General features: G+C 43.4%; 22 protein-coding genes. 3 read left to right on the forward strand and 19 right to left on the reverse strand.

Annotated elements, in window-relative coordinates:
- Window positions 1-6 precede the first annotated feature (6 nt).
- Window positions 7-471, forward strand: a complete 465-nt coding sequence (locus tag FTU44_RS00680; RefSeq protein ID WP_005097294.1) for a MarR family winged helix-turn-helix transcriptional regulator — start codon at window positions 7-9, stop codon at window positions 469-471.
- A gap of 76 nt (window positions 472-547) precedes the next feature.
- On the opposite strand, the gene FTU44_RS00685 is transcribed toward FTU44_RS00680, so the two are convergent.
- From FTU44_RS00685 to FTU44_RS00705, 5 genes are all read right to left on the reverse strand, one after another.
- Complete coding sequence (locus FTU44_RS00685; RefSeq protein ID WP_005097295.1) at window positions 548-1,210, reverse strand: SOS response-associated peptidase family protein; 663 nt, start codon at window positions 1,208-1,210, stop codon at window positions 548-550.
- Between the two features lie 83 nt (window positions 1,211-1,293).
- Window positions 1,294-2,742 carry an aldehyde dehydrogenase family protein gene (locus FTU44_RS00690; RefSeq protein WP_180049083.1) on the reverse strand — a complete coding sequence of 483 codons (1,449 nt, stop codon included), beginning with the start codon at window positions 2,740-2,742 and terminating at the stop codon, window positions 1,294-1,296.
- 127 nt (window positions 2,743-2,869) lie between these two features.
- Entirely contained in the window at window positions 2,870-5,035 is a 2,166-nt protein-coding gene (locus FTU44_RS00695) for a malate synthase G (protein ID WP_159516017.1), read from the reverse strand.
- Window positions 5,036-5,406: 371 nt separating this feature from the next.
- Entirely contained in the window at window positions 5,407-6,552 is a 1,146-nt protein-coding gene (gene zapE, locus FTU44_RS00700) for a cell division protein ZapE (RefSeq protein WP_180049085.1), read from the reverse strand.
- Between the two features lie 84 nt (window positions 6,553-6,636).
- Entirely contained in the window at window positions 6,637-7,644 is a 1,008-nt protein-coding gene (locus FTU44_RS00705; RefSeq protein WP_180049087.1) for an AraC family transcriptional regulator, read from the reverse strand.
- A 144-nt stretch (window positions 7,645-7,788) separates the two neighbouring features.
- Between FTU44_RS00705 and FTU44_RS00710 the strand changes: the two genes are divergently transcribed.
- Together FTU44_RS00710 and FTU44_RS00715 are read left to right on the forward strand one after the other, a co-directional pair.
- Window positions 7,789-9,285, forward strand: coding sequence for an NAD(P)/FAD-dependent oxidoreductase (locus FTU44_RS00710; RefSeq protein ID WP_180049089.1), 1,497 nt, complete (start codon window positions 7,789-7,791; stop codon window positions 9,283-9,285).
- A 68-nt stretch (window positions 9,286-9,353) separates the two neighbouring features.
- On the forward strand, window positions 9,354-10,262 hold the full coding sequence (locus FTU44_RS00715) for a lysine exporter LysO family protein (RefSeq protein WP_180049091.1): 909 nt from the start codon (window positions 9,354-9,356) through the stop codon (window positions 10,260-10,262).
- A 114-nt stretch (window positions 10,263-10,376) separates the two neighbouring features.
- Here the strand turns inward: FTU44_RS00715 and FTU44_RS00720 are convergent, their stop codons facing one another.
- The 14 genes from FTU44_RS00720 to gspI all read right to left on the reverse strand — a co-directional run bounded on the left by FTU44_RS00720 (window position 10,377) and on the right by gspI (window position 20,402).
- Entirely contained in the window at window positions 10,377-10,604 is a 228-nt protein-coding gene (locus FTU44_RS00720) for a hypothetical protein (RefSeq protein ID WP_100329616.1), read from the reverse strand.
- Window positions 10,605-10,689: 85 nt separating this feature from the next.
- Complete coding sequence (pyrF, locus tag FTU44_RS00725) at window positions 10,690-11,370, reverse strand: orotidine-5'-phosphate decarboxylase (protein WP_180049093.1); 681 nt, start codon at window positions 11,368-11,370, stop codon at window positions 10,690-10,692.
- Between the two features lie 36 nt (window positions 11,371-11,406).
- Window positions 11,407-11,766 (reverse strand): lipopolysaccharide assembly protein LapA domain-containing protein, encoded by a 360-nt coding sequence (locus tag FTU44_RS00730; protein WP_074383247.1) that lies wholly within the window; start codon window positions 11,764-11,766, stop codon window positions 11,407-11,409.
- A 23-nt stretch (window positions 11,767-11,789) separates the two neighbouring features.
- Window positions 11,790-12,095, reverse strand: coding sequence for an integration host factor subunit beta (locus FTU44_RS00735; protein WP_005097312.1), 306 nt, complete (start codon window positions 12,093-12,095; stop codon window positions 11,790-11,792).
- 163 nt (window positions 12,096-12,258) lie between these two features.
- Window positions 12,259-13,938 (reverse strand): 30S ribosomal protein S1, encoded by a 1,680-nt coding sequence (rpsA, locus tag FTU44_RS00740; protein ID WP_005097313.1) that lies wholly within the window; start codon window positions 13,936-13,938, stop codon window positions 12,259-12,261.
- A gap of 110 nt (window positions 13,939-14,048) precedes the next feature.
- Complete coding sequence (gene cmk / locus FTU44_RS00745; protein WP_005170422.1) at window positions 14,049-14,732, reverse strand: (d)CMP kinase; 684 nt, start codon at window positions 14,730-14,732, stop codon at window positions 14,049-14,051.
- 17 nt (window positions 14,733-14,749) lie between these two features.
- Window positions 14,750-15,181: an SRPBCC family protein gene (locus tag FTU44_RS00750; RefSeq protein ID WP_005097315.1), complete on the reverse strand. Its 432-nt coding sequence runs from the start codon at window positions 15,179-15,181 to the stop codon at window positions 14,750-14,752.
- A 55-nt stretch (window positions 15,182-15,236) separates the two neighbouring features.
- Entirely contained in the window at window positions 15,237-15,752 is a 516-nt protein-coding gene (gene tadA, locus FTU44_RS00755; protein WP_180049095.1) for a tRNA adenosine(34) deaminase TadA, read from the reverse strand.
- A 7-nt stretch (window positions 15,753-15,759) separates the two neighbouring features.
- Window positions 15,760-16,881 carry an enoyl-CoA hydratase/isomerase family protein gene (locus tag FTU44_RS00760; protein ID WP_180049097.1) on the reverse strand — a complete coding sequence of 374 codons (1,122 nt, stop codon included), beginning with the start codon at window positions 16,879-16,881 and terminating at the stop codon, window positions 15,760-15,762.
- The gene (gene ung, locus FTU44_RS00765; protein WP_074383250.1) at window positions 16,878-17,591 is read right to left on the reverse strand and encodes a uracil-DNA glycosylase; all 714 of its coding nucleotides are present in this window, start codon (window positions 17,589-17,591) and stop codon (window positions 16,878-16,880) included. The genes FTU44_RS00760 and ung overlap by 4 nt, the downstream gene beginning before the upstream one ends.
- 46 nt (window positions 17,592-17,637) lie before the next feature.
- Entirely contained in the window at window positions 17,638-18,234 is a 597-nt protein-coding gene (locus tag FTU44_RS00770) for a 6-carboxytetrahydropterin synthase (protein WP_005097321.1), read from the reverse strand.
- 153 nt (window positions 18,235-18,387) lie between these two features.
- Window positions 18,388-19,356 carry a type II secretion system minor pseudopilin GspK gene (gene gspK / locus FTU44_RS00775; protein ID WP_081273088.1) on the reverse strand — a complete coding sequence of 323 codons (969 nt, stop codon included), beginning with the start codon at window positions 19,354-19,356 and terminating at the stop codon, window positions 18,388-18,390.
- A 12-nt stretch (window positions 19,357-19,368) separates the two neighbouring features.
- Complete coding sequence (gspJ, locus tag FTU44_RS00780; protein ID WP_005170411.1) at window positions 19,369-20,004, reverse strand: type II secretion system minor pseudopilin GspJ; 636 nt, start codon at window positions 20,002-20,004, stop codon at window positions 19,369-19,371.
- Complete coding sequence (gene gspI, locus FTU44_RS00785) at window positions 20,001-20,402, reverse strand: type II secretion system minor pseudopilin GspI (RefSeq protein ID WP_373685998.1); 402 nt, start codon at window positions 20,400-20,402, stop codon at window positions 20,001-20,003. Before gspI ends, gspJ begins: the two co-directional genes overlap by 4 nt.
- Window positions 20,403-20,507 lie beyond the last annotated feature (105 nt).

Below are 20,507 nucleotides of genomic sequence, written 5' to 3' on the forward strand. Positions count from 1 at the left end.
CATTTCATGACTAAGAAATATGCAAAATTTTTACCGTGTACGGAAGAATTTAATTTAGAAAACTTTCCCTATTATTGGGTTACTCAGGTTCATGCTCAATATGTACTTAATGTCGATCACGCACTTAAAAAATATGGTGTCGACAATTCGCGCCGCCGTATCCTTCTTGCCTTAAAATCCAAACCGCATGCGAGTGTATCCGACTTATCAGAGATGGTCGTATCTAAAATGTCGACCACCACTAAAATTGTTTATCGCTTAAAAGATGAGGGTCTGGTTGAGACTTATTCATGTGAAGATGATGCACGAATTACCCGGGTATTTTTGACCGAAAAAGGCATGCAAATGACACATAAGATCAATGATCTGACCAATATAGTACTAGAGCAGTCATTTGAAGGCTTGACGCCTTTGCAAATTGAAAAAACCATGGAAAGTTTACGTCATATTTTTAAAAACCTGGCTCGTTAAAAGCCCTACTTTTTATTTTTAAATAGACGCTGGCGAATTGGCATACTTTCAATAATAAATAATTCACCGGAGCTTTCTAAGAATCAAAAAAGTTCAGTTGTGGGCTGGCTTTTTTGATTTTTTCTTTGGGAACATGTGAACATTCAAACTCTTCTTCCGGAAAGCCGTGTACAAAACTCCGAATATCCGGATGACTCAGTGTCAGCCATTCTTGTAGTCGCTCATGCGGAATTACGATCACCGAACGTTTGATATTTCCAGGCTCATGAAATTCTTTCATCATCGGATGGTCAATGGCATCCATCGTAATCATGCTGGCAGATCGTACAATTTCCCCTTGTACTCGTGTAATCTCATATACTGCCGCAATAAAAGTCGCCTGACCATCTTGACGTCTTATACCCCAACGCTGTGGTTTATTGTCAAAATATTTGGACTCATAAAACTCGGCAACAGGAATGACCCCAAAATGACATTTGGCAGTGGCTTCAGCAAAGGTTGGCTTTTGCAATAAAGTTTCATTTCTGGCGTTATAGGTCTTGGTAGCTATACTTTTATCTTCTGCCCATTTTGGAATCAGGCCAAAATTTACCGACCGCCATTCCAGTCCTTGAGCTGAATGAAATAACAGCGGTGTAGCATAATTGGGATAGACCTCTTCCGGATATTCAAAGGGAATTTCGGGCAACCCCAGATTATGCAATTGTTCTAAGCTTAAAGGTTTAAAGTTGGCACACATGGCGGATTAATGTAAATCATTCGACCACTCGATTATAACCTGATGTTTGAGCCAAACCTGTAATATTGATATAGATTTGAGTATCATGAATTCGGTATGGTCAACCAGTGTGTCCGGGTAAACTCCTCAAAAATCCAGCGACCATTAAAACGTCCGAGTCCTGAGTTTTTCTCGCCGCCAAAGGGTGCATTCGACTGATCTGCAACACTGATCCCGTTAATATGGGTCATGCCAATATCCAGTTGTGCCGCAAAAGCGCTGCCGCGTTCGATATTTGATGTACAGACTGCACTGGACAAACCGAACTCTGTTGCATTGGCCAGATTTAAAGCATGGGCCTCATCACGTGCTTTTAAGATCGGTAAAATCGGACCGAAGCTTTCTTGTTGTGCTAAATCAGAATCGGCTGCGACGTTAATGAAAATATGCGGATAGACCAGATTTCCTTCAATTCCGCCCTCATATACCAGCTGTGCGCCCTGCTCGCTGCCTGTCTGAATGATCTGTTGATGCTTTTTGACCTGACTCCGATTAATGATCGGCCCGATGATGGTATCTTCCAGATTCGGATCGCCCACTGGAATCATTTTGACCCGATCCAGAAGCTTATCCACATAAGCATCATGAATAGATGCATCGACAATGACCCGATTGGTACTCATGCAAATTTGTCCCTGATGCATAAAACGCCCCATCAAGGTCAGTTCAACCGCCAGATCAAGGTCGGCATCATCCAGAATCACCAAGGGTGCATTGCCGCCCAGTTCCAGTGCCAAACGTTTGATTCTGGAACTGGCCAGAGCTTTACTGCCGACACTTTTCCCCACTTCAGTCGAGCCGGTAAATGAAATCATTTTTGGCACTGAATGCTCGACAAAATAATCCCCGATTTCACTGCCAGCACCGGCAATAATATTCAATGCACCCGGAGGCAAACCGGCTTCTTCAAATAATTTCCCGATTAATGTACCGCCAGTCACCGGCGTATCACTGGCTGGTTTCAAGACAACCGTATTGCCACAGGCAATCGCTGTCGCCACTGAACGCAAGGACAGATGAAATGGAAAGTTCCATGGGCTGATGACTGCAATCACGCCTAAAGGTTTACGCAAGACCAAACTTTTCCGTACTGGATCTTTGCTTTCGAGCTGTTCAGTTTTCAGCTGATCTGGAAATGCCAGACTTTCGTGAATAATCCCCAAGGCAGCATCTACCTCAAGGCCGGCTTTAATGCGCGTACTGCCTGATTCAATAATCAGCCAGTCAATGATTTCTGCACGGCGCTGCTGAATAATATTAATTAAATTTTGCAATACTGTTTTACGGACTTCAATGGAATTCAAAACACCCTGTTGAAAAGCCTGTTCTGCTGCCGTATACGCACTGTCTACATCGACAGAGCTGGCAGCTGCAAGACTCATAATTTCGGTTTGGGTAAAAGGATTGATATTTTTTATGATTTTGGTTGAAGTTCCATGTTGCCACTGACCATGAATAAACTGCTGGTCTAAGTCCTGATATACCGTCATCATTTTATTGTTCCTCGCAAGCTTTGCTCCACTTTAAGAGTTCAACTGAAAAATTTCTAGTCAGAAAGACAGCCGCTTACCATTAGACAATAAAAAAGCCTCCGAAGAGGCTTTTTTAAGTTAGACGGGATTAGTCACCTGTATAACCTTTTAACTTTAAACGTGCTGCATGTAAAAGTGGCTCGGTATAACCTGATGGCTGTTCACCACCTTTAAAGATCAGGTCAGACGCTGCCTGGAATGCAATATTGTTGGCAAAGTCTGCAGACATTGGCGTATACAACGGATCATTGGCATTTTGCTGATCTACAATTTTCGCCATACGCTGCATCACTTCTTCTACTTGCTCACGGCTTACCACACCATGACGCAACCAGTTCGCCACGTGCTGTGAAGAAATACGTAGAGTCGCACGGTCTTCCATTAACCCGACATCGTTGATATCGAGTACTTTAGAACAACCTACACCTAAGTCTACCCAGCGAACCACATAACCCAAGATCCCCTGACAGTTATTTTCAAGTTCTTTGGTTTTCTCTTCTTCAGACCAGTTAGTGTCTGTTGCTAATGGTGGCGTTAACAAGTCATCTAGTGACAAGGCTTCAGTTGCCAATAACTCTTGCTGACGATCCGCAACATTAATCTGATGATAGTGAATCGCGTGAATTACCGCACCTGTTGGTGATGGCACCCATGCACAGCTCGCACCTGCTTCCGGATGTTCAGTTTTGGTTTTATACATGTCGAGCAACATATCTGGTTTTGGCCACATGCCTTTACCGATTTGCGCTTTGCCACGTAAACCTGCTTGCAGACCGATCATCACGTTACGGTTTTCATAAGCCGGGAACCAGATCTGACCTTTGACTTCGCCTTTACGTACGAATGGGCCTGCTTCCATAAAGGTATGGATTTCGTCACCGGTACGGTCCATGAAGCCTGTATTGATGAAAATAGTACGGTCTTTGGCTTGTGCAATACAGTTCTTCAGGTTTACAGAAGTACGGCGCTCTTCATCCATAATCCCGATTTTTAAAGTTTTTGCAGGCAAACCCAGTACCTGTTCCGCACGTTCAAACAATTCAACGGCAAATGCCACTTCTTCAGGACCATGCATTTTTGGTTTAACGATATACATTGAACCTTGACGCGAGTTCTTGATGGTATTTTCACCTTTGATGTCGGCAAAAGACAACAATGGTGTAATCAAGGCATCCATGATGCCCTCAAAAATCTCTGCACCATCGACCAAAATGGCAGGGTTTGTCATCAAATGACCGACATTACGCAGCAACATCAATGAACGACCATGAACCTTGGTTTCACCACCTTCCACATTTTTGAAAGTACGGTCTGCATTCAGTGTACGGGTAACTGTTTTACCATTTTTCTGAATGGACTCTTCTAAAGTGCCTTTCATCAGACCTAACCAGTTACGATAGCCTTCCACTTTTTCTTCAGCATCAACCGCTGCAATCGAGTCTTCCAAATCCTGAATGGTGGTAACTGCAGCTTCAAGAACTACGTCTTTTACGCCAGCGGCATCAGTCTGGCCAATCGGGCTCGTTGCATCAATTTGCACAATAACGTGCAGACCGTTATTTTTAAATACGATTTCAGTCGGTGCTGACGCTTCGCCATTGAAGCCAACAAATTTAGCGCTATCCGCAACAGTCGTTGTAGAACCATCTTTTAATGTTACAACCAGTGCGTTGCCATCAACTGCATATTGAGTTGCGTCTGCGTGTGAACCTTGTGCCAATGGGAAAGTTTCGTCAAGGAAGTTTTTCGCAAATGCGACAACTTTCTCACCACGTTTCGGGTTATAGCCTTTACCTTTTTCCGCGCCATCTTCTTCAGAGATCACGTCGAAACCATAAAGTGCATCGTAGAGAGAACCCCAACGTGCGTTGGCTGCGTTGAGGCAGTAACGTGCATTACGTACCGGTACCACCAGCTGTGGGCCGGCCAATACGGCAATTTCTTCGTCTACATTTTCAGTGCTGATTTGAAAATCTTCTACTTCTGGTAACAAGTAGCCAATTTCAGTCAAGAAAGCTTTGTAAGCTTGTAATTCAAATGTGTTATTGCGGTGCCATTCATCGATTTTCGCTTGAATGTCATTACGCTTAGCCAAAAGTGCTTTATTTTTAGGGCTAAGATCAACAACGACTTGTTCAAAGTTTTTCCAGTAAGTTTCACTATCCAAACCAGAACCTGGTAGTGCTTCATTTTCGATAAAATCGTAAAGTTCTTTAGCAATCGCTAACTTGCCTTTTTGAATACGTGCAGTCATTGTCTTTCCTGATATTGCTACTTTTTATACAAGAGATTCTAGTATACCGATTAAAATCTAGCTGAATAGTATTATCAAATTGCTAAATACTGAGCATTTTTCATAATATGAGTACCCTCATAAACATATCAGACGTCGCTCAGCCGCATTGAGATATCATTCTGCTAAATACCCTAATGACAGTGTATAAAGTTTTCGAAATGTAGAAATTAGACTTAAGTTCAGATTTTCGAGTAAAAATTATGCATTCTAGTTATACACGATCATATTTAGATCAAGATTAAGCCATGTTTGGCCCTAGTTGTCGATCATTTACCTGCTTATTTTTATAAAAAAGCGCCAGTCAATGACCAGCGCTTTTATTCTGCTTCCTACTCACTTGAAGTAGTTTTCTGAATCTGACGATGTTCAGAATTCAGATATTCATCCGACTGCATTTCCAGTAAACGTGAACGCGTCCGTTCAATTTCGAAGACTAGTTTTTCACCTTGGTAAATATCAATAATATTATCTTCCGAGGTCAATAACAGTTTGACACCACGGTCATAGAACTCATCGACCAGATAAATAAAACGGCGCGTCCCATCATTGAGGAAATCGGTCAGGTGCGGCACATTACTGACTAAAACCGTATTATAAATATTGGCAATTTCAATAAAGTCAGCCGGGCTACGTGGTTTTAGACACAGCTCAGAAAACTCGCACCACAATACATCTTCGGTATGTGACACAGTTTCCACAATACGGTTATTGATGATAATCGGCTCTTCAGAGCAGGTTTGCGTCTGAGTCAAAGCACTGAAACGTTGCGCAATCCAGTTTTTATGATCATGGGTTAATGGGAATTTGAATAACTGCGCCTGTTTTAATACGCGTAAACGGTAATCGACGCCGGCATCGACGTTTAACACCACACAGTTTTTCTTGACCAGTTCAATCGTCGGCAGGAAACGGTCACGATGAATCCCGTTTTTATACAAACCATCTGGGGCAATGTTCGAAGTTGCAACCAAAGTAATCCCGCGTTCAAATAGTTTCTGGAACAGATCACTCAGAATCATGGCATCGGTGACATTGGATACAAAGAACTCATCGAAACAGATAATCACCGCGTCTTTATAAATCTGATCCGCGACCAGATCCAGCGGATTACGCTGCCCAGAGAGCTTATTTAATTCACGATGCACATGCTGCATAAAGTGGTGAAAATGCATCCGGGTTTTACGGCGAAATGGAATCGAATCATAAAACTGATCCATTAACCAGGTTTTGCCACGACCCACACCACCCCACATATACACGCCATTGGGAGAAGTCTGACGGCGAAAACGGCGAAAGGCTTTTTTCGAGGCCTTAAAACGCTGAATCAATTCCAGCCAGACACGATTCAGTTCATGTACTGCCATTGCCTGTGCATCATCAGGCATAAACTGTCCCGAAGATATTGCTTGTGCATAACGTTCTGCAGGAGAAATCGGACTAAAGGCGGTGCTGTGCTGTGAATTAAAATCGGACATAGAGTTTCGTACTATTTGGGATCAATTTAATTATAGCGGAGTTTAATCAACACACTATAACACTTTGGCATAAACAAGCTTAGGCTATTTCACATATTGCCGAGGGCTTTGCCCAAACCAGCGTTTAAAGGCATGGTTAAAAGCAGCCGGCTCGGAATAGCCCAACAACTCTGCAATCATTTCAATTGAATACTGTTTATATTCAATCAATCGCAAAGCCTTATCTTTAATAATGTCTTCGCGAATCTGTTTATAACTGGTATCGCACTGCTGTAACTGATGCCGCAAGGTTCGCTCCGGAATATTTAGCGCCTGCGCAGTTTCGGCCATGCTCGGCATCAAACCACTTTGTATTTCCAGATAATCCTGAACACGCTGCACCACAATCGGCGTCTGCTCATCCTGTTGCAAACGTTCCATTTCAGCCAGACATTTGGCTTCATAGACAGCAAAAGTGACCGCATCCGCAGAGGGAATTTTAATATCCAGCACTGCTTCATCAAACCAGAATGCTGCCCGAGATGCATCAAACTGTACCTGTGTTCCATAATAATCATGGTAGACCTTTAAGGTATTCAGATCTTCTGGATGGGCAAATGGCAACTCGATCCGCAGATCCGGTTTGGATAAGCCCATCAATTTGTAAATTTCCCGGATAAACTTAAACGTTCCGGAAATCTCCGCCTGTGCCAGCAACATTCCCAAATGATCATCCTGCTGCTTTGCTCGATAACACAGCGCGCTATGATGCTCGCTTTGCTGCAAGGCCAACTGACCGGTCAAATGCGTCAACTGCTGAAAACGGATCACCTGATTCAGTGCATCACGTACCGTAGGACTGGTCACCAGCAACATGAGTAAGGGGCCATAACCTGCCAAAGCATAATGCTGGCCAATCAATAATCCCTGTTCAGGCTGAATTTCCTGCCCCACCACCTTGAGCACATCATGTTCCAGACTCGGATGGATCACCGAGCTTGGATCAAAGGCATCTACACGCAACCCAATGTTTTGCAGTTTCTGATCGACCTGCATGCCAGCCTTACGCATCCCTTGAATCAAATACATCAGACTGAGAACAGAACGTTTCATAACCATACAAATACAATGTGCTTGCACTAGTTGTACTATAAAAATAATGTGTCGGCTATTGCCGTTTAGATCAATTTTATGTCTAATCGTTTAGGAGCAAATTACGATAAATATCCAACATTAAAATAAACAAGGAATGTACGAATGCTAGATCATGCCACTGTCACACGCTCCCACGCTCATACCAAAGTTGCCATTATTGGCGCCGGTTTCGGCGGTATTGCCATGGCAATACGTTTACAGCAGCAAGGCATCCATGATTTTATTCTGCTGGAAAAAGGCAATGAATTTGGTGGAACCTGGCGAGACAACCAGTACCCTGGCGCAGCCTGTGATGTGCAGTCACATTTATATTCCCTGTCATTTGCGCCGAAAAGCAACTGGTCAAAACGCTATGCCGAAGCACCCGAGATATTTTCCTATATTCAGGATCTGGTAAACGATTATAAGCTACGTGCTTTCTGCCGCTTAAATACTGAAGTCCTTTCAGCGCATTACCAGGCAGAGCGCTGTCTGTGGCAATTGCAGTTACAAGATCAAAGTATCCTGGAAGCCCAATTTGTCATATTTGCTTCAGGGCCTTTGCACATTCCCCAGATTCCACCTATCCCCGGTATTGAGAAGTTTCAAGGGAAAGTCTTTCATTCTGCACAATGGGATCATACTTATGATTTAAATGGCAAAAATGTCGCATCGATTGGCACAGGTGGCAGCGCCATTCAATATGTTCCGGAAATTGCCCCACAATGCAAACAACTCTATGTCATGCAACGTACTGCAGCCTGGATCATTCCTCGCGATGAACGTGTCTATCACCCTCTCGAAAAGACACTATTTGAAAAATATGACTGGTTCCGAAAACTGCACCGTGCCCGCTTATATTGGTCAAATGAATCGCGGGTCATCCCCATCGTTAAACCCGGAATCATGAAATACACCCAGAAACTGGCAGAACTGTTCATCAAATACCAGATTAAAGATCCTGAGTTAGCTCAAAAACTCACTCCGGATTACATCATGGGTTGTAAACGTATTCTGGTTTCCAATAGCTATTTCCCGACTTTTAACCGCAGGAATGTAGAACTGGTGACTGAAAAGATTCAGGAACTCACTGAAAATAGCATCATTACCCAAGATGGTCAGGAGCGGCCAATTGACTGTCTGATTTATGGCACCGGGTTCATTACCGATCCACGCATCTATATGAAGAATTTTCAATGTACTGGGCTGGATAATCTACAGCTCAATGAGGTCTGGAAACAGGGGGCTGAAAGTTATTATGGAATTTGCATGAAAGGTTTCCCAAACCTGTTTCAATTACTGGGCCCAAATACCCTATTGGCACACAACTCTGTGATTTTTATGATTGAGGCACAAGTTGACTATATCTTGCAGCTCATGCAGCGGGTCGATCAATCATATAGCGATGCCATTATGGTCAAAGAGCAGGCGCAAGATACATTTAATCAGCAGGTGCAACATATGTTTGAACAGACCGTATGGCAATCTGGCTGTATCAGTTGGTATCAGCAGGAAGGTGGCAAGAATTTTGCCTTATGGCCGACTTATACCTGGAAATACTGGCTGAAAACCAAGAAACCCAATACCGCAGATTATCGATTATTCAATAAAGTTAGCTAAAAGCTTTTCACCATCTAGCATCAAGCGATGGCATAATTTAAAGATAATTTTTTCAATCTATTAAACTTATGCAATCGCTTTGGCTCATCTTTCAGCTTCTTCTCTGTTTGGCACTCGGTTTTGCTTTGGCGAAACGGATTCCAGTATCGCTGATTAAAATCTGTTTCAAGCTCTTACCTTATTTCAGCTATGTGTTACTGATTGCGATTGCCTTTGAATTCTCACAGCTTGTGGATGAATTACAGCATCCCCTACAGATTCTGAGTACATCCATCAGCATTGCCTTTCTGACATCACTCGGTGCTTTTGCTATTTGCTATTTGCTGTTCAAGTGGGCTGGTTTTCTTCCCAGTTCAGGCAGAATATCCCTTGATCTGGTAATTAAATCCTTACTGAATATGAGTTATGCTTTTTTGGCACTCGCAGGCGGATACTTTTTACATGCTGGCTTGAGTCTGTTTGATTTATCCTTGCACATTAGCACCTGGCATTTGTTACTGATATTTATGTTTTTCATTGGTTTAGATCTGGCTTATTCGCCACTGGATCGTTCTTGGTTAAATATCAAAATTCTTCTGGTTCCGATCGGTTGTATCTTCGGTTCATTATTCGCAGTTATGCTGTATTCATTCTGGAACACACAGATTGGCCTGAAAGATTTGATCATGCTGTCACAAGGCTATGGATTTTACTCAATGTCAGGCGTTGTCGTGACCGAGCTTCGAAATGCAGAACTCGGCAGCATTGCACTAATGAATGACCTGTTTAGAGAAATTTTTGCCATCTTACTGATGTATTGTATGGGCTGGAGATACCCGAGATCTGCCATTTCCGCAGCAGGTGCAACTGCAATGGATGTGACTTTACCGATGGTTAAGCAGGCTTGCGGTCACGATTTTATTCCGCATGCTATGGTCAGTGGATTTATTTTGTCACTGTTAGCACCAGTCATGGTGAGTGTACTGGCAGCGATTTAATTGCTTTATTGCTTTCTCAATCTCCCTAAATCTCTCTTTTCTAAAGAGGAACTCTCCTTCCTGACTAAGTTCTAAAGCAGGATTTTAAAACGAAGCACAAGCAAGAAGGGCTGACTAAAAACTTAAATCAATATCACTTAAGGCATCGCCTACTGTTTCAATAACATCCGAAGCAAGGCTGATGGCATCAGATGCCAAACTGACCACATCGATCCCTGCTGTCCAATCTGCTGAGCTTGCCTGCTGTTGTTGCTGTTCTTGTTGCTTAAGCTGTTCCGCCTGTTGAACATTTTGAATCACGTCATTCTGTTCTTTTTCTAATTGTGGTTCAGATGAAGTCATCATTTTTCCTTTTTATTTTATAACCATTTTTTTCAATATATAAAAAAGCCTTTCGACTGAAAGGCTTTTTGTCATTCAAATCATATTAAAGCGTTGCCAAAATATCTTTTAAAGTCTGACGCATATTCTTAGACTGGGTAATAGGACGGCCAATCACCAGATGAGTCGAACCATTCAGCATCGCCTGTTTCGGTGTCACAATACGCTTCTGATCATCGGCATTTGAACCTTCAGGACGAATACCGGGTGTTACCAAAGCAAAGTCTTGGCCTAATGTTTCACGTAACATTTTTGCTTCTTGAGCTGAACACACCACCCCGTCCAGGCCACTGTTTTTGGTCAGTTGAGCCAGACGCTTGACATGCTCATTTGGCTCAATATCCAGACCAATATCTTTGAGGTCTTCACGACCCATTGAAGTCAGCACTGTCACAGCAATGAGTTGAGTTTTATAGTTGCCTGCTTGTAAACGCTCTACACAGGTTTCCATCATTTTTCGGCCACCAGATGCATGTACATTCACCATCCATACACCCAAATCAGCTGCCGCGCAGACTGCCTGTGCAGTCGTATTTGGAATATCATGAAATTTCAGATCCAGAAATACATCAAAACCTTTGTCTTGAAGTGCTCTGACAATGATTGGACCTTCATGGGTAAATAACTCTTTGCCCACTTTTAGTCGACACAAGGCAGGATCTAGCTGTTCTGCAATGGCTAAGGCATCAAATTGGCTTTTGGCATCTAGTGCAACAATGATACTCAAGAGATTATCCCTTCAAATAGGCAAAAAATAAGCCCATTATAATGGGCTTTGATTTTCATTGGTAATATCTAATACAGTTTTTTCATGCCGGGTATGGGCTGCTGCTTCAGCGGCCATTAACTTAGCTGTATTCAACTGTTCCTTACGCAGATGTTCAATGTCTTTACGTAATCGCTTGATTTCCCAATTGGTCTGGAAAACCCGGAAGATTTGAACGCCCAATAACAGGCCTAACACGACGCCTAGAGATAGGGTAAGGAGCAGCAATAATCCTAGACGCATTGCAGGAACTTGAGTAAATAACAAGTCCACGGACAATTCGGTACCATTTTGCAAAACCAAAGCCAATGAATAGCCAAACAGCACCAATAAAAGAACGACCAGAACGTAACGCATGAACACCCCGTAAATATTTACAATTATTTATTTGCAGATTCGTTTACAGCATCACGAAGGGCCTTACCTGGCTTAAAGTGCGGAACTGCTTTTGCAGCCACTTCTACAGATTTACCAGTTTTAGGGTTACGACCCACGCGTGGCTCACGATGATGCAATGCAAAACTACCAAATCCGCGAATCTCGATACGATTGTCAGATGATAAAGCTTCTATCATTTGATCAATCATAATTTTAACCGCTTCTTCCACTAAAGGCTCGGCCAAATGCGGATTTTTTAATGCAATGCGCTCTATTAAGTCAGACTTATTAAGTGCTTCAGTAGTCATCTGCGACCTCTTTAATTATCAAGCTACTTGGGATCTATTTCCCGATAATAACCTGTTTAAATACAAAACGGTAGCGCAATAATTAAATACTACGCTACCGTTTACAGTATTTGTATAAAAAGTATTAGTTAACTTACATTAACAATACAATTCAAACGTCTACTTAGTTGCCCATTTGAGCTTTGATCAGGTCACCAATCGTCTTAGGACCATTGTCTTGACCAGCAGCTGGCGCTGTTTTCAAGTTAGCAACTGCTTCTTTCTCTTCAGCTTCGTCTTTCGCTTTGATAGACAAGTTGATTGCGCGAGATTTACGATCAACGTTGATGATCTTCGCTTCTACTTCTTGACCAACTTCAAGGAACTTAGTTGCATCTTCAACGCGATCGCGGTTGATTTCAGATGCTTTCAGAGTCGCTTCAACTTCGTCAGCTAACTTAACAGTCGCGCCTTTCGCATCAACTGCAGTTACAGTACCTTTAACCAACGCACCGCGTTCGTTAGCAGCAAGGAAGTCATTGAACGGATCGTTGTTCATTTGCTTGATGCCAAGGCTGATACGGTTGCCTTCAGCGTCTACAGAAAGGATAACCGCTTCAACAGTGTCGCCTTTCTTGTAACGACGAATCGCTTCTTCGCCTTGTTCGTTCCAAGAAATATCAGACAAGTGAACTAGACCGTCGATACCGCCTGGTAAACCGATGAAGATACCAAAATCAGTGATAGATTTGATCGTACCAGAAACTTTTTCGCCTTTGTCGTGGTCTTTAGCAAACTCTTCCCATGGGTTAGCACGAGTTTGTTTGATACCAAGAGAAATACGACGACGCTCTTCATCAACTTCAAGAACCATAACATCAACTTCATCACCGATCTGAACAACTTTAGATGGGTGGATGTTTTTGTTCGTGTGATCCATTTCTGAAACGTGTACTAAACCTTCAACGCCTTCAGCGATTTCAGCGAAACAACCGTAGTCAGTCAGGTTAGTTACGCGCGCTTTAACGATTGAACCTTTAGGGTAACGGTTCATGATCGCTAACCATGGATCTTCGCCAAGTTGTTTAAGACCTAGAGAAACACGGTTACGCTCGCGGTCGAACTTAAGTACTTTAACAGTAACTTCTTGACCCACTTCAACAACTTCTGAAGGATGCTTGATGCGCTTCCAAGCCATATCAGTGATGTGAAGAAGACCGTCAATACCACCAAGGTCAACGAATGCGCCGTAGTCAGTAAGGTTTTTGATTGTACCAGTAACAGTTTGACCTTCTTCAAGCTGAGCAAGAAGAGCTTCACGGTCAGCTGAAGATTCAGCTTCCATAACAGCACGACGTGAAACAACAACGTTGTTACGTTTAGCGTCAAGTTTGATTACTTTAAATTCTAACTCTTTGCCTTCTAGGTGAGTCGTATCACGAATAGGACGAGTATCAACTAAAGAACCTGGAAGGAACGCACGTACTGGACCGATGTCAACAGTGAAACCGCCTTTAACTTTACCAGAGATAACACCAGTAACGATTTCGCCGTCTTCAAAGATTTTTTCAAGTTTAGTCCAAGTCTCAGCGCGTTTAGCTTTTTCGCGAGAAAGAACAGTTTGACCCATACCGTTGTCAAGCGCTTCAACAACTACGTCTACAGTGTCGCCAACTTGAACTTCAAGTTCGCGCTGTTCATTTAAGAACTCAGCACGGTCAACAACGCCTTCAGATTTAAGGCCAGTGTCAACAGTTACCCAATCAGAGTCAATGCTTACTACAACGCCCTGGATAACTGCACCCTTTTCAACGTTGAGGTTTAATTCACTTGCTTCAAAGAGGGCTGCAAAAGATTCGGTCATGATATTTCCGATAAAGTCAGCGGTCTTGGATCAGACAAGGCCGGTTTAATTAAGCATCTACATAGTCCATATAAAACTGATCAAGCTATGCGTTTGCTGATAAAATCAGGTTAATTGGCTAACTGCTGGTCCACATAAGTGGTCATCAACTGGAATACCTCATCAATGTTCAAATTTGAACTATCGATAATGTAAGCATCGTCGGCAGGCTTGAGTGGAGCGACAGTGCGTTCCATATCTCGTTTATCACGCGCGATGATATTAGCTAAAATATCGTTTATTTTAACATCCAGCCCCATACCCTGCAACTGCTTTACACGTCTTTGCGCGCGCGATTCAGCCGATGCAGTCAAATATATTTTAGCCTGAGCTTGCGGGAAGATACTTGTGGCCATATCGCGGCCATCTGCCACCAGACCAGGTGCCTGTGCAAAAGCATGTTGACGTGAAACCATTGCCATTCTAAGCTCAGGAATTGCAGCAACTTTTGAAGCAAATTCTCCGACGCGTTCAGTTCGAATGGTCTGGGAAACATCTTCGCCATCCAAGTACACCTGCACCCCGGTTTCGCTACTGACAAACTGGATATCCAGATTTGTTGCGATTTGTACGCATTCTGGCAACTTAATATCCATTAAATCCAGTAAATCATGGTGATGCAATGACAAACCCAAAAGCCGGTAGAGCGCGCCAGAATCCAATAAGTGAAACTGATAATGTGCAGCCAGTTTTGCTGCCAACGTGCCTTTGCCAGACCCACTTGGACCATCAATGGTAATAATTTGAACTGTCATTGCTTTCCCGTTGTTGTTTAAACAGATTTTGCGAGTTTCGTCAGGCCTAGTTTAATCGCTGCCTGTAACTGTGCAAGAATTAATTTACTCACAAAAGGCGCACGCGCCTGTAATTCAATCGTATAGGTGACCAGGGTTTTATCATCGGCCAGCGCTTCAAATTCGATAATCCCCAGATGATGCTTGATCAATGGATTTTTAATAATCTGATATTCAATACGAGCATTCGGCTCAAACAATGTAATCTGCTCTTTCAGCGGCTTGAGCGGCCCCACCCCCATAGCACGCACCGAACCTAGTCCATCCGGATGTTCCGCATCTGCAGAATCCTTGATTCGTTCAACCTGCATCGGCGCAAAGGCAATATTATAGGTGGCATGCTTAGACATTAAATCAAAGACTTCATCAATCGATGCCGGAAATTCTTTTTTTACTTGAATGCTATGCATTATTTTTCCTGAAATTATAGATTTGAAACTAAGGAATTTTAGCGATAAAGTAGATTTATTTCTGCGTATTTAATAATTTTTCTTGTAACCTGAGTTGCCGCTTCTGCTCACGACGCAACTTGAAAAATGCACTAAGCTGTTCGGAGCATTGCTGCTGCATGCAGCCTGCTTCAAAGGAAAATACATGATTATAATAGCCCGTTTCAAATAATTGACGTGCACTGATCAGTGAACCCGCTTTCGCTTCAAATGCGCCAAATACTACCCGTGAAACCCGTGAATGCACCAAAGCACCGACACACATGGTGCACGGCTCAAGGGTTACATACAGCACTGCATCGTCAGGTAGTCGATAATTCTGGATATTTTGACAGGCATCACGCAGCGCCACAATCTCGGCATGCGCGGTCGGATCATTTAAGGAAATCGGCGCATTAAAGCCCTGACCAATGATCTGATGCTGACTAACAATAATCGCACCCACCGGAATTTCGCCCTGTGCGGCAGCAAGTGCAGCCTGCGCATAGGCAAGCTGCATCCAGTATTCATCGCTCAGTTGTGTTTCGGACATGTAAGACTTAAATCACACCATACTGTTTTAGCAAGGCATCCCAGCTTTCAATATTGGTCACCGGAGGGTTTGCAGACAAAATACCTTTTAAGCTCATATCTGCACCCTTTTTCCATGCAGGAGAAAGGTCTTTATCCACCAGACGCGCGCGTACCCCCTCAACGAAATCATGATGACGGATTTTCCAGTCAGAAATCTGGGTTTCCAGTTCAAAAATTTCATTCCAGGAATGTACCTGTTTACCCCATTGCCAGAGCAACCAGGTCAATGCAGCTGTAGTTGGTGAACCTTTTTGCAGATTTTCACTGGCTTGACGCAACCAGTCACTGCGCGCATCACTGAGACCGATAATCGATTCATAATCATGCTCGAAGTTGACACCACGACAAACACTATGAATCACATCCAGAGAGTTTTGCAGTGGTCCTGGCCCTACCGGACGATGCATACTATTTAAAGTGTCATCAATGGCACGGAAGTCACCTGCAGGATAATGATCCCAGTCGATATTAATCACTTTATCTAAAACTGAATCACGCTGTGCATCACAAATATGTGTTGCCCAGCCAATCCCATAAGCGCCTGCAGCGGTCATGATTGAACCGGTCAAGCCGGTAAATAAACCAATCGCGCCCCGATCGGCCAGGAAACGGGTTGCACCCACATCGGGATATAAACCGATATTGATTTCAGGCATCGCCAAACGCGAATACGGCGTCACTAAACGGAAAGGTGCCGCCATAAACAGACCAAGGCCCCCACCCATCACATAACCTTCACCCCAGACCAAAACCGGTTTGGCATAATTATGCAATAACAGATCCAGCGCATATTCCTGTTCAAAAAACTTATTGGCAGCCGCCACTTCATCGTTAATGACCAGTTGACGTAATTTACGCACATCGCCGCCGGCACAGAATGCTTTCGGTGTGGTTGAATCTAACCAGATCGCTTTTACGCTGTCATCCGTATGAAAATCCTGAAATACTTCCAAAAGTGCAGAAGCAATCGATTCATCCAGAGCATGCAAAGACTTTGGACGATTTAAACGAACGATACGCCAGCCATTATGCGCTTCTTCAACGATCAAATCCGGATGATAAGTTTTAGTAAGGGGAGAATATGTCATGCGTCCAGCTGCCAATCTATAGGCTCAATGCCATGTTGTTTGAGATAGTTATTCGATTTTGAAAATACTTTACAACCAAAAAAACCACCACGGTTTGCGGCCAAAGGCGATGGATGTGCGGCCTTTAACACGAGATGCTTGTCCTGATTGATGCGCTGTCCTTTACGCTGTGCGTATGCGCCCCAAAGAATAAAGACAATATGTTCACGCTGCTCATTTAAAACATCAATGACGTGATCGGTGAATTCTTCCCAACCGCGCTTTTGATGCGAAGTCGGCTGACCTGCCTCTACAGTCAGTACTGCATTTAACAGAAGCACACCCTGCTCTGCCCAATGCGTCAAGTCACCATGCTTTGGTCGTTCAACCCCGACATCCGCATGTAACTCGTGAAAAATATTACGCAAAGATGGCGGCAATGCAACCCCTTTTTGCACCGAAAAGCTTAATCCATGCGCCTGATTCGGGCCATGATAAGGATCTTGCCCTAAAATGACCACTTTAACCCGATCGAGCGGCGTGGTATTCAAGGCATTAAAAATCAGATGATTGGGAGGATAAATTGTTTTATCTGCTTTTTTTTCTTCAATCAGAAAAGCTTTTAATTCGTCCATTTTCGGACTGAGTAAAAACTCACTCAATCCATATTTCCAGCTTTCATCCAACTGAACCTTATTCAGTTTGGCCAGTTGCTGTTCATTTAAAGACATTCTTCAATCCTAAATCTATGTCAATGGATTTAAAGTCACGCAGACTTTAAATCTGTACCTGTAAATCTACAGTCGGGTTATGAAATGCTGTGCCCTGTTTCAGCTTGTTCAACATGTCCGGATCGGTCCATTCAGCTTGCACCTGTTCAGAGAACTCAATTTGATCCAGACTCAGAATGCCCATCTGTTCATTTTGAATATCTTCTAAAAAGCTTTGTGCATAACCGGTATCGGTTTCATGCATAATCACAGAATAGACTTCGACATCACCTTCGCCATTTTGAGTCACGGTCGATGCCAGCACTTGTTGCGCCAGAAAGAAAAAGATACGTGAAAACTGCTCTGCCGATGGTGATACCGGTAACGACACCCATCGCGCACTGAAAGTTTTGCAAGCCTGAATATATTCCGGGTCGTCATTTTGCCAGAAACAGATCGCATGATCGAAAGAATCAAAGAAATCCTTAATCACACCTTTAAGCAGACCAAAGTCATAGACCATTTGCCCATGATCTAATTTCGAGGCTTTTAACAGTAGCTCGACTTTATAACTATGGCCATGGATCGAACGCTTACAGCGATCTGACGTGCAGTTACGCACAATATGAGCATTCTCAAACTTAAATAACTTACGAATTAACATATGCCGTAATGTCGTCAAAAAATAGGTGAATTGATTTTGATTATAAAGCAAAACTACAGCTTTGAGGATTAATTTTGCTGTTCAGCCTGATAGGGAAAAGGGATCAAGCTGCTGTTCAGATTTAGACTGACAGTATAACTGAATAAGCCCTGACTAAAAGGGTGCCATACTGCGATAAGCCACATATACCTGTTTGTCCTGACGAACCAGATCACTACTGAACTGGCGCTTGCGTTCACTCAAGACCACTTCGATCTGAGCTTTAAAATAATTGGATTGCACTCCGAGCAGGCTATTAAACAGATTACGCTTAGCAGCATCGACTTGCGCAAACGGTTCGAGTGACCATAACTCAGACACATTAGAAAAGTGTTCCAAATTGGCCTGTCGCTGATCCAGCAATTGTTGTACTGCATTCACATCCAGTTTTTCATCCATACTGGCTAAAAGAAAAGCAGATGCTGTATTAATATTGACCGGACTTTCCTGCATCGGTGCAGCACTCAGATAAGGTGCTATCCGTTTGTACTTATTTTCTTCAAAACCACGTACCAGCTTTAATTCCTCTACGCTATGAAATTTTGCATTCGGCGGTAAAGCGGCATTCGGTAAGCCTTGATAATAATTAGATTCGGCACCCATACCTCCACTCACCAGCTCGTTTTCATCCTGCCAGTCAATTACGGCTTCACTGAGCTGCGCTGGCAAACCTGCACGTTTTAAAATCAGCTCGAACCATGCTTTGGCATTTTCATTGACGCTATCTTCAGCAGTGATCAGGCTATTTAAATTAAACTTGCCCGATTCATCCTGGATGATTCCGGAAACATAGCCGTCATCGACCGGAAAAGCCGGCATCGGCTGCGCCCAGGTTTCCTGTAGATGATCAACCTCTGCGGCATTTTCAGCATCATCCACCAGTAATTCAGAAAAAAAGGCTTCGGCACTTTTGGCATACATCAGCGACTGATTTTGCCGCATCAGATAGGCGGTACTTTCAGCAGTTGCAGCCTGACGCTGGGCAATCGTGGCTGCCAGAATAGTCGCCAATGCCACCATCACCAGAATGGTAATCAGTGCAATGCCCTGCTGCTGCTTCAGCCTCTGTTTATTCATTTTCATTTTTTATGATTCTTAGCCGGGTTGACCTGTATTCTGATTATCAAGCAAAAAGTCCGTATTTAATAAACTAAACAGCCACTCATAGCTGACGCCATTCACGGTTAAATTGATTTTAATGCCTTTGGGCAAGCGCTGTTTCTGCTCTAGCTGATTTAAATCCATAGAAGAATCAGGCCACTGTGTGAGTTCATTTGGATTCAGCACCACAACCTGAAATTGCTCAACGTCCGATAATAAAATACTGGATTCAGGTTGATCACGACCGGTCTGATTCAGGTTGCGATATTTCAGTCGATACAGTTTTTGTTCATCGGCCCGATACTGATATTCAATGCGTTCATCTGGCGAAATACCCTCCTCCAGAGGATCAGTCACGCCAGTTTTACTAAAATTAAAACGGCCATTTTGCAAAACCAGAGCCGGTTGAATATCACTATTGATATTGGCCGTTAAAGGGACTGCCTGTACGGTATCCCGTAAAATTTGCTGATAGGTTTCCTGTAGCTGACCTAGACGCTGTTCATGTACTGCATTTTGATCTTTGGTTTTGACAATATAATCAAAAACTTTCCAGCCCAAAGCAGACAGCACTGCAAAGATTGCAATGGCAACCAATAATTCGACCAGGGTAAATCCTTTAGGCTTCATGGCGTATTGTTCATGCGATGATTAAAGAACATTAAGCTGCTGATCCCGGATGTAACCTGGCCGGTATCCGGATTCACCAGACTGACCTGTAGTTCAATACGCTGCACATTGGGACTGATCGTCGGTTCACTGCGCTTGTCAATTTGCCAGGTTTCGCCTTGCTGGGTCAGCTGTTTGGAGGCCGTACCATCCATCCATTGCTGATTGATTTCCATTTGAGCCACTTCGTTCAGGGTAACAAACTGTGCTTTGGTGCGCAGAATGGCATTCGAGGTTGACTGGGTATATTGCATTGCAACTTTGGTCAGCGTCATGGCTGCGGTGGCGAAAATTGCCAGTGCAACCATAACTTCCAGCAAGGTAAAGCCTGAGCTGCGATGAGTGAAATGCTGTTTCACCGCTGCGCAAGACCAAGAGCTCTGCTCGAAGTGCCCACAATGCAATCGATCAGCACTCGATTTAAATGATTTGATCACCCTAGAGCACACATTTTGCTTGAAAGA

The sequence above is a fragment of the Acinetobacter sp. YH12105 genome (assembly GCF_013419095.1).
Lineage (GTDB): Bacteria > Pseudomonadota > Gammaproteobacteria > Pseudomonadales > Moraxellaceae > Acinetobacter > Acinetobacter pseudolwoffii.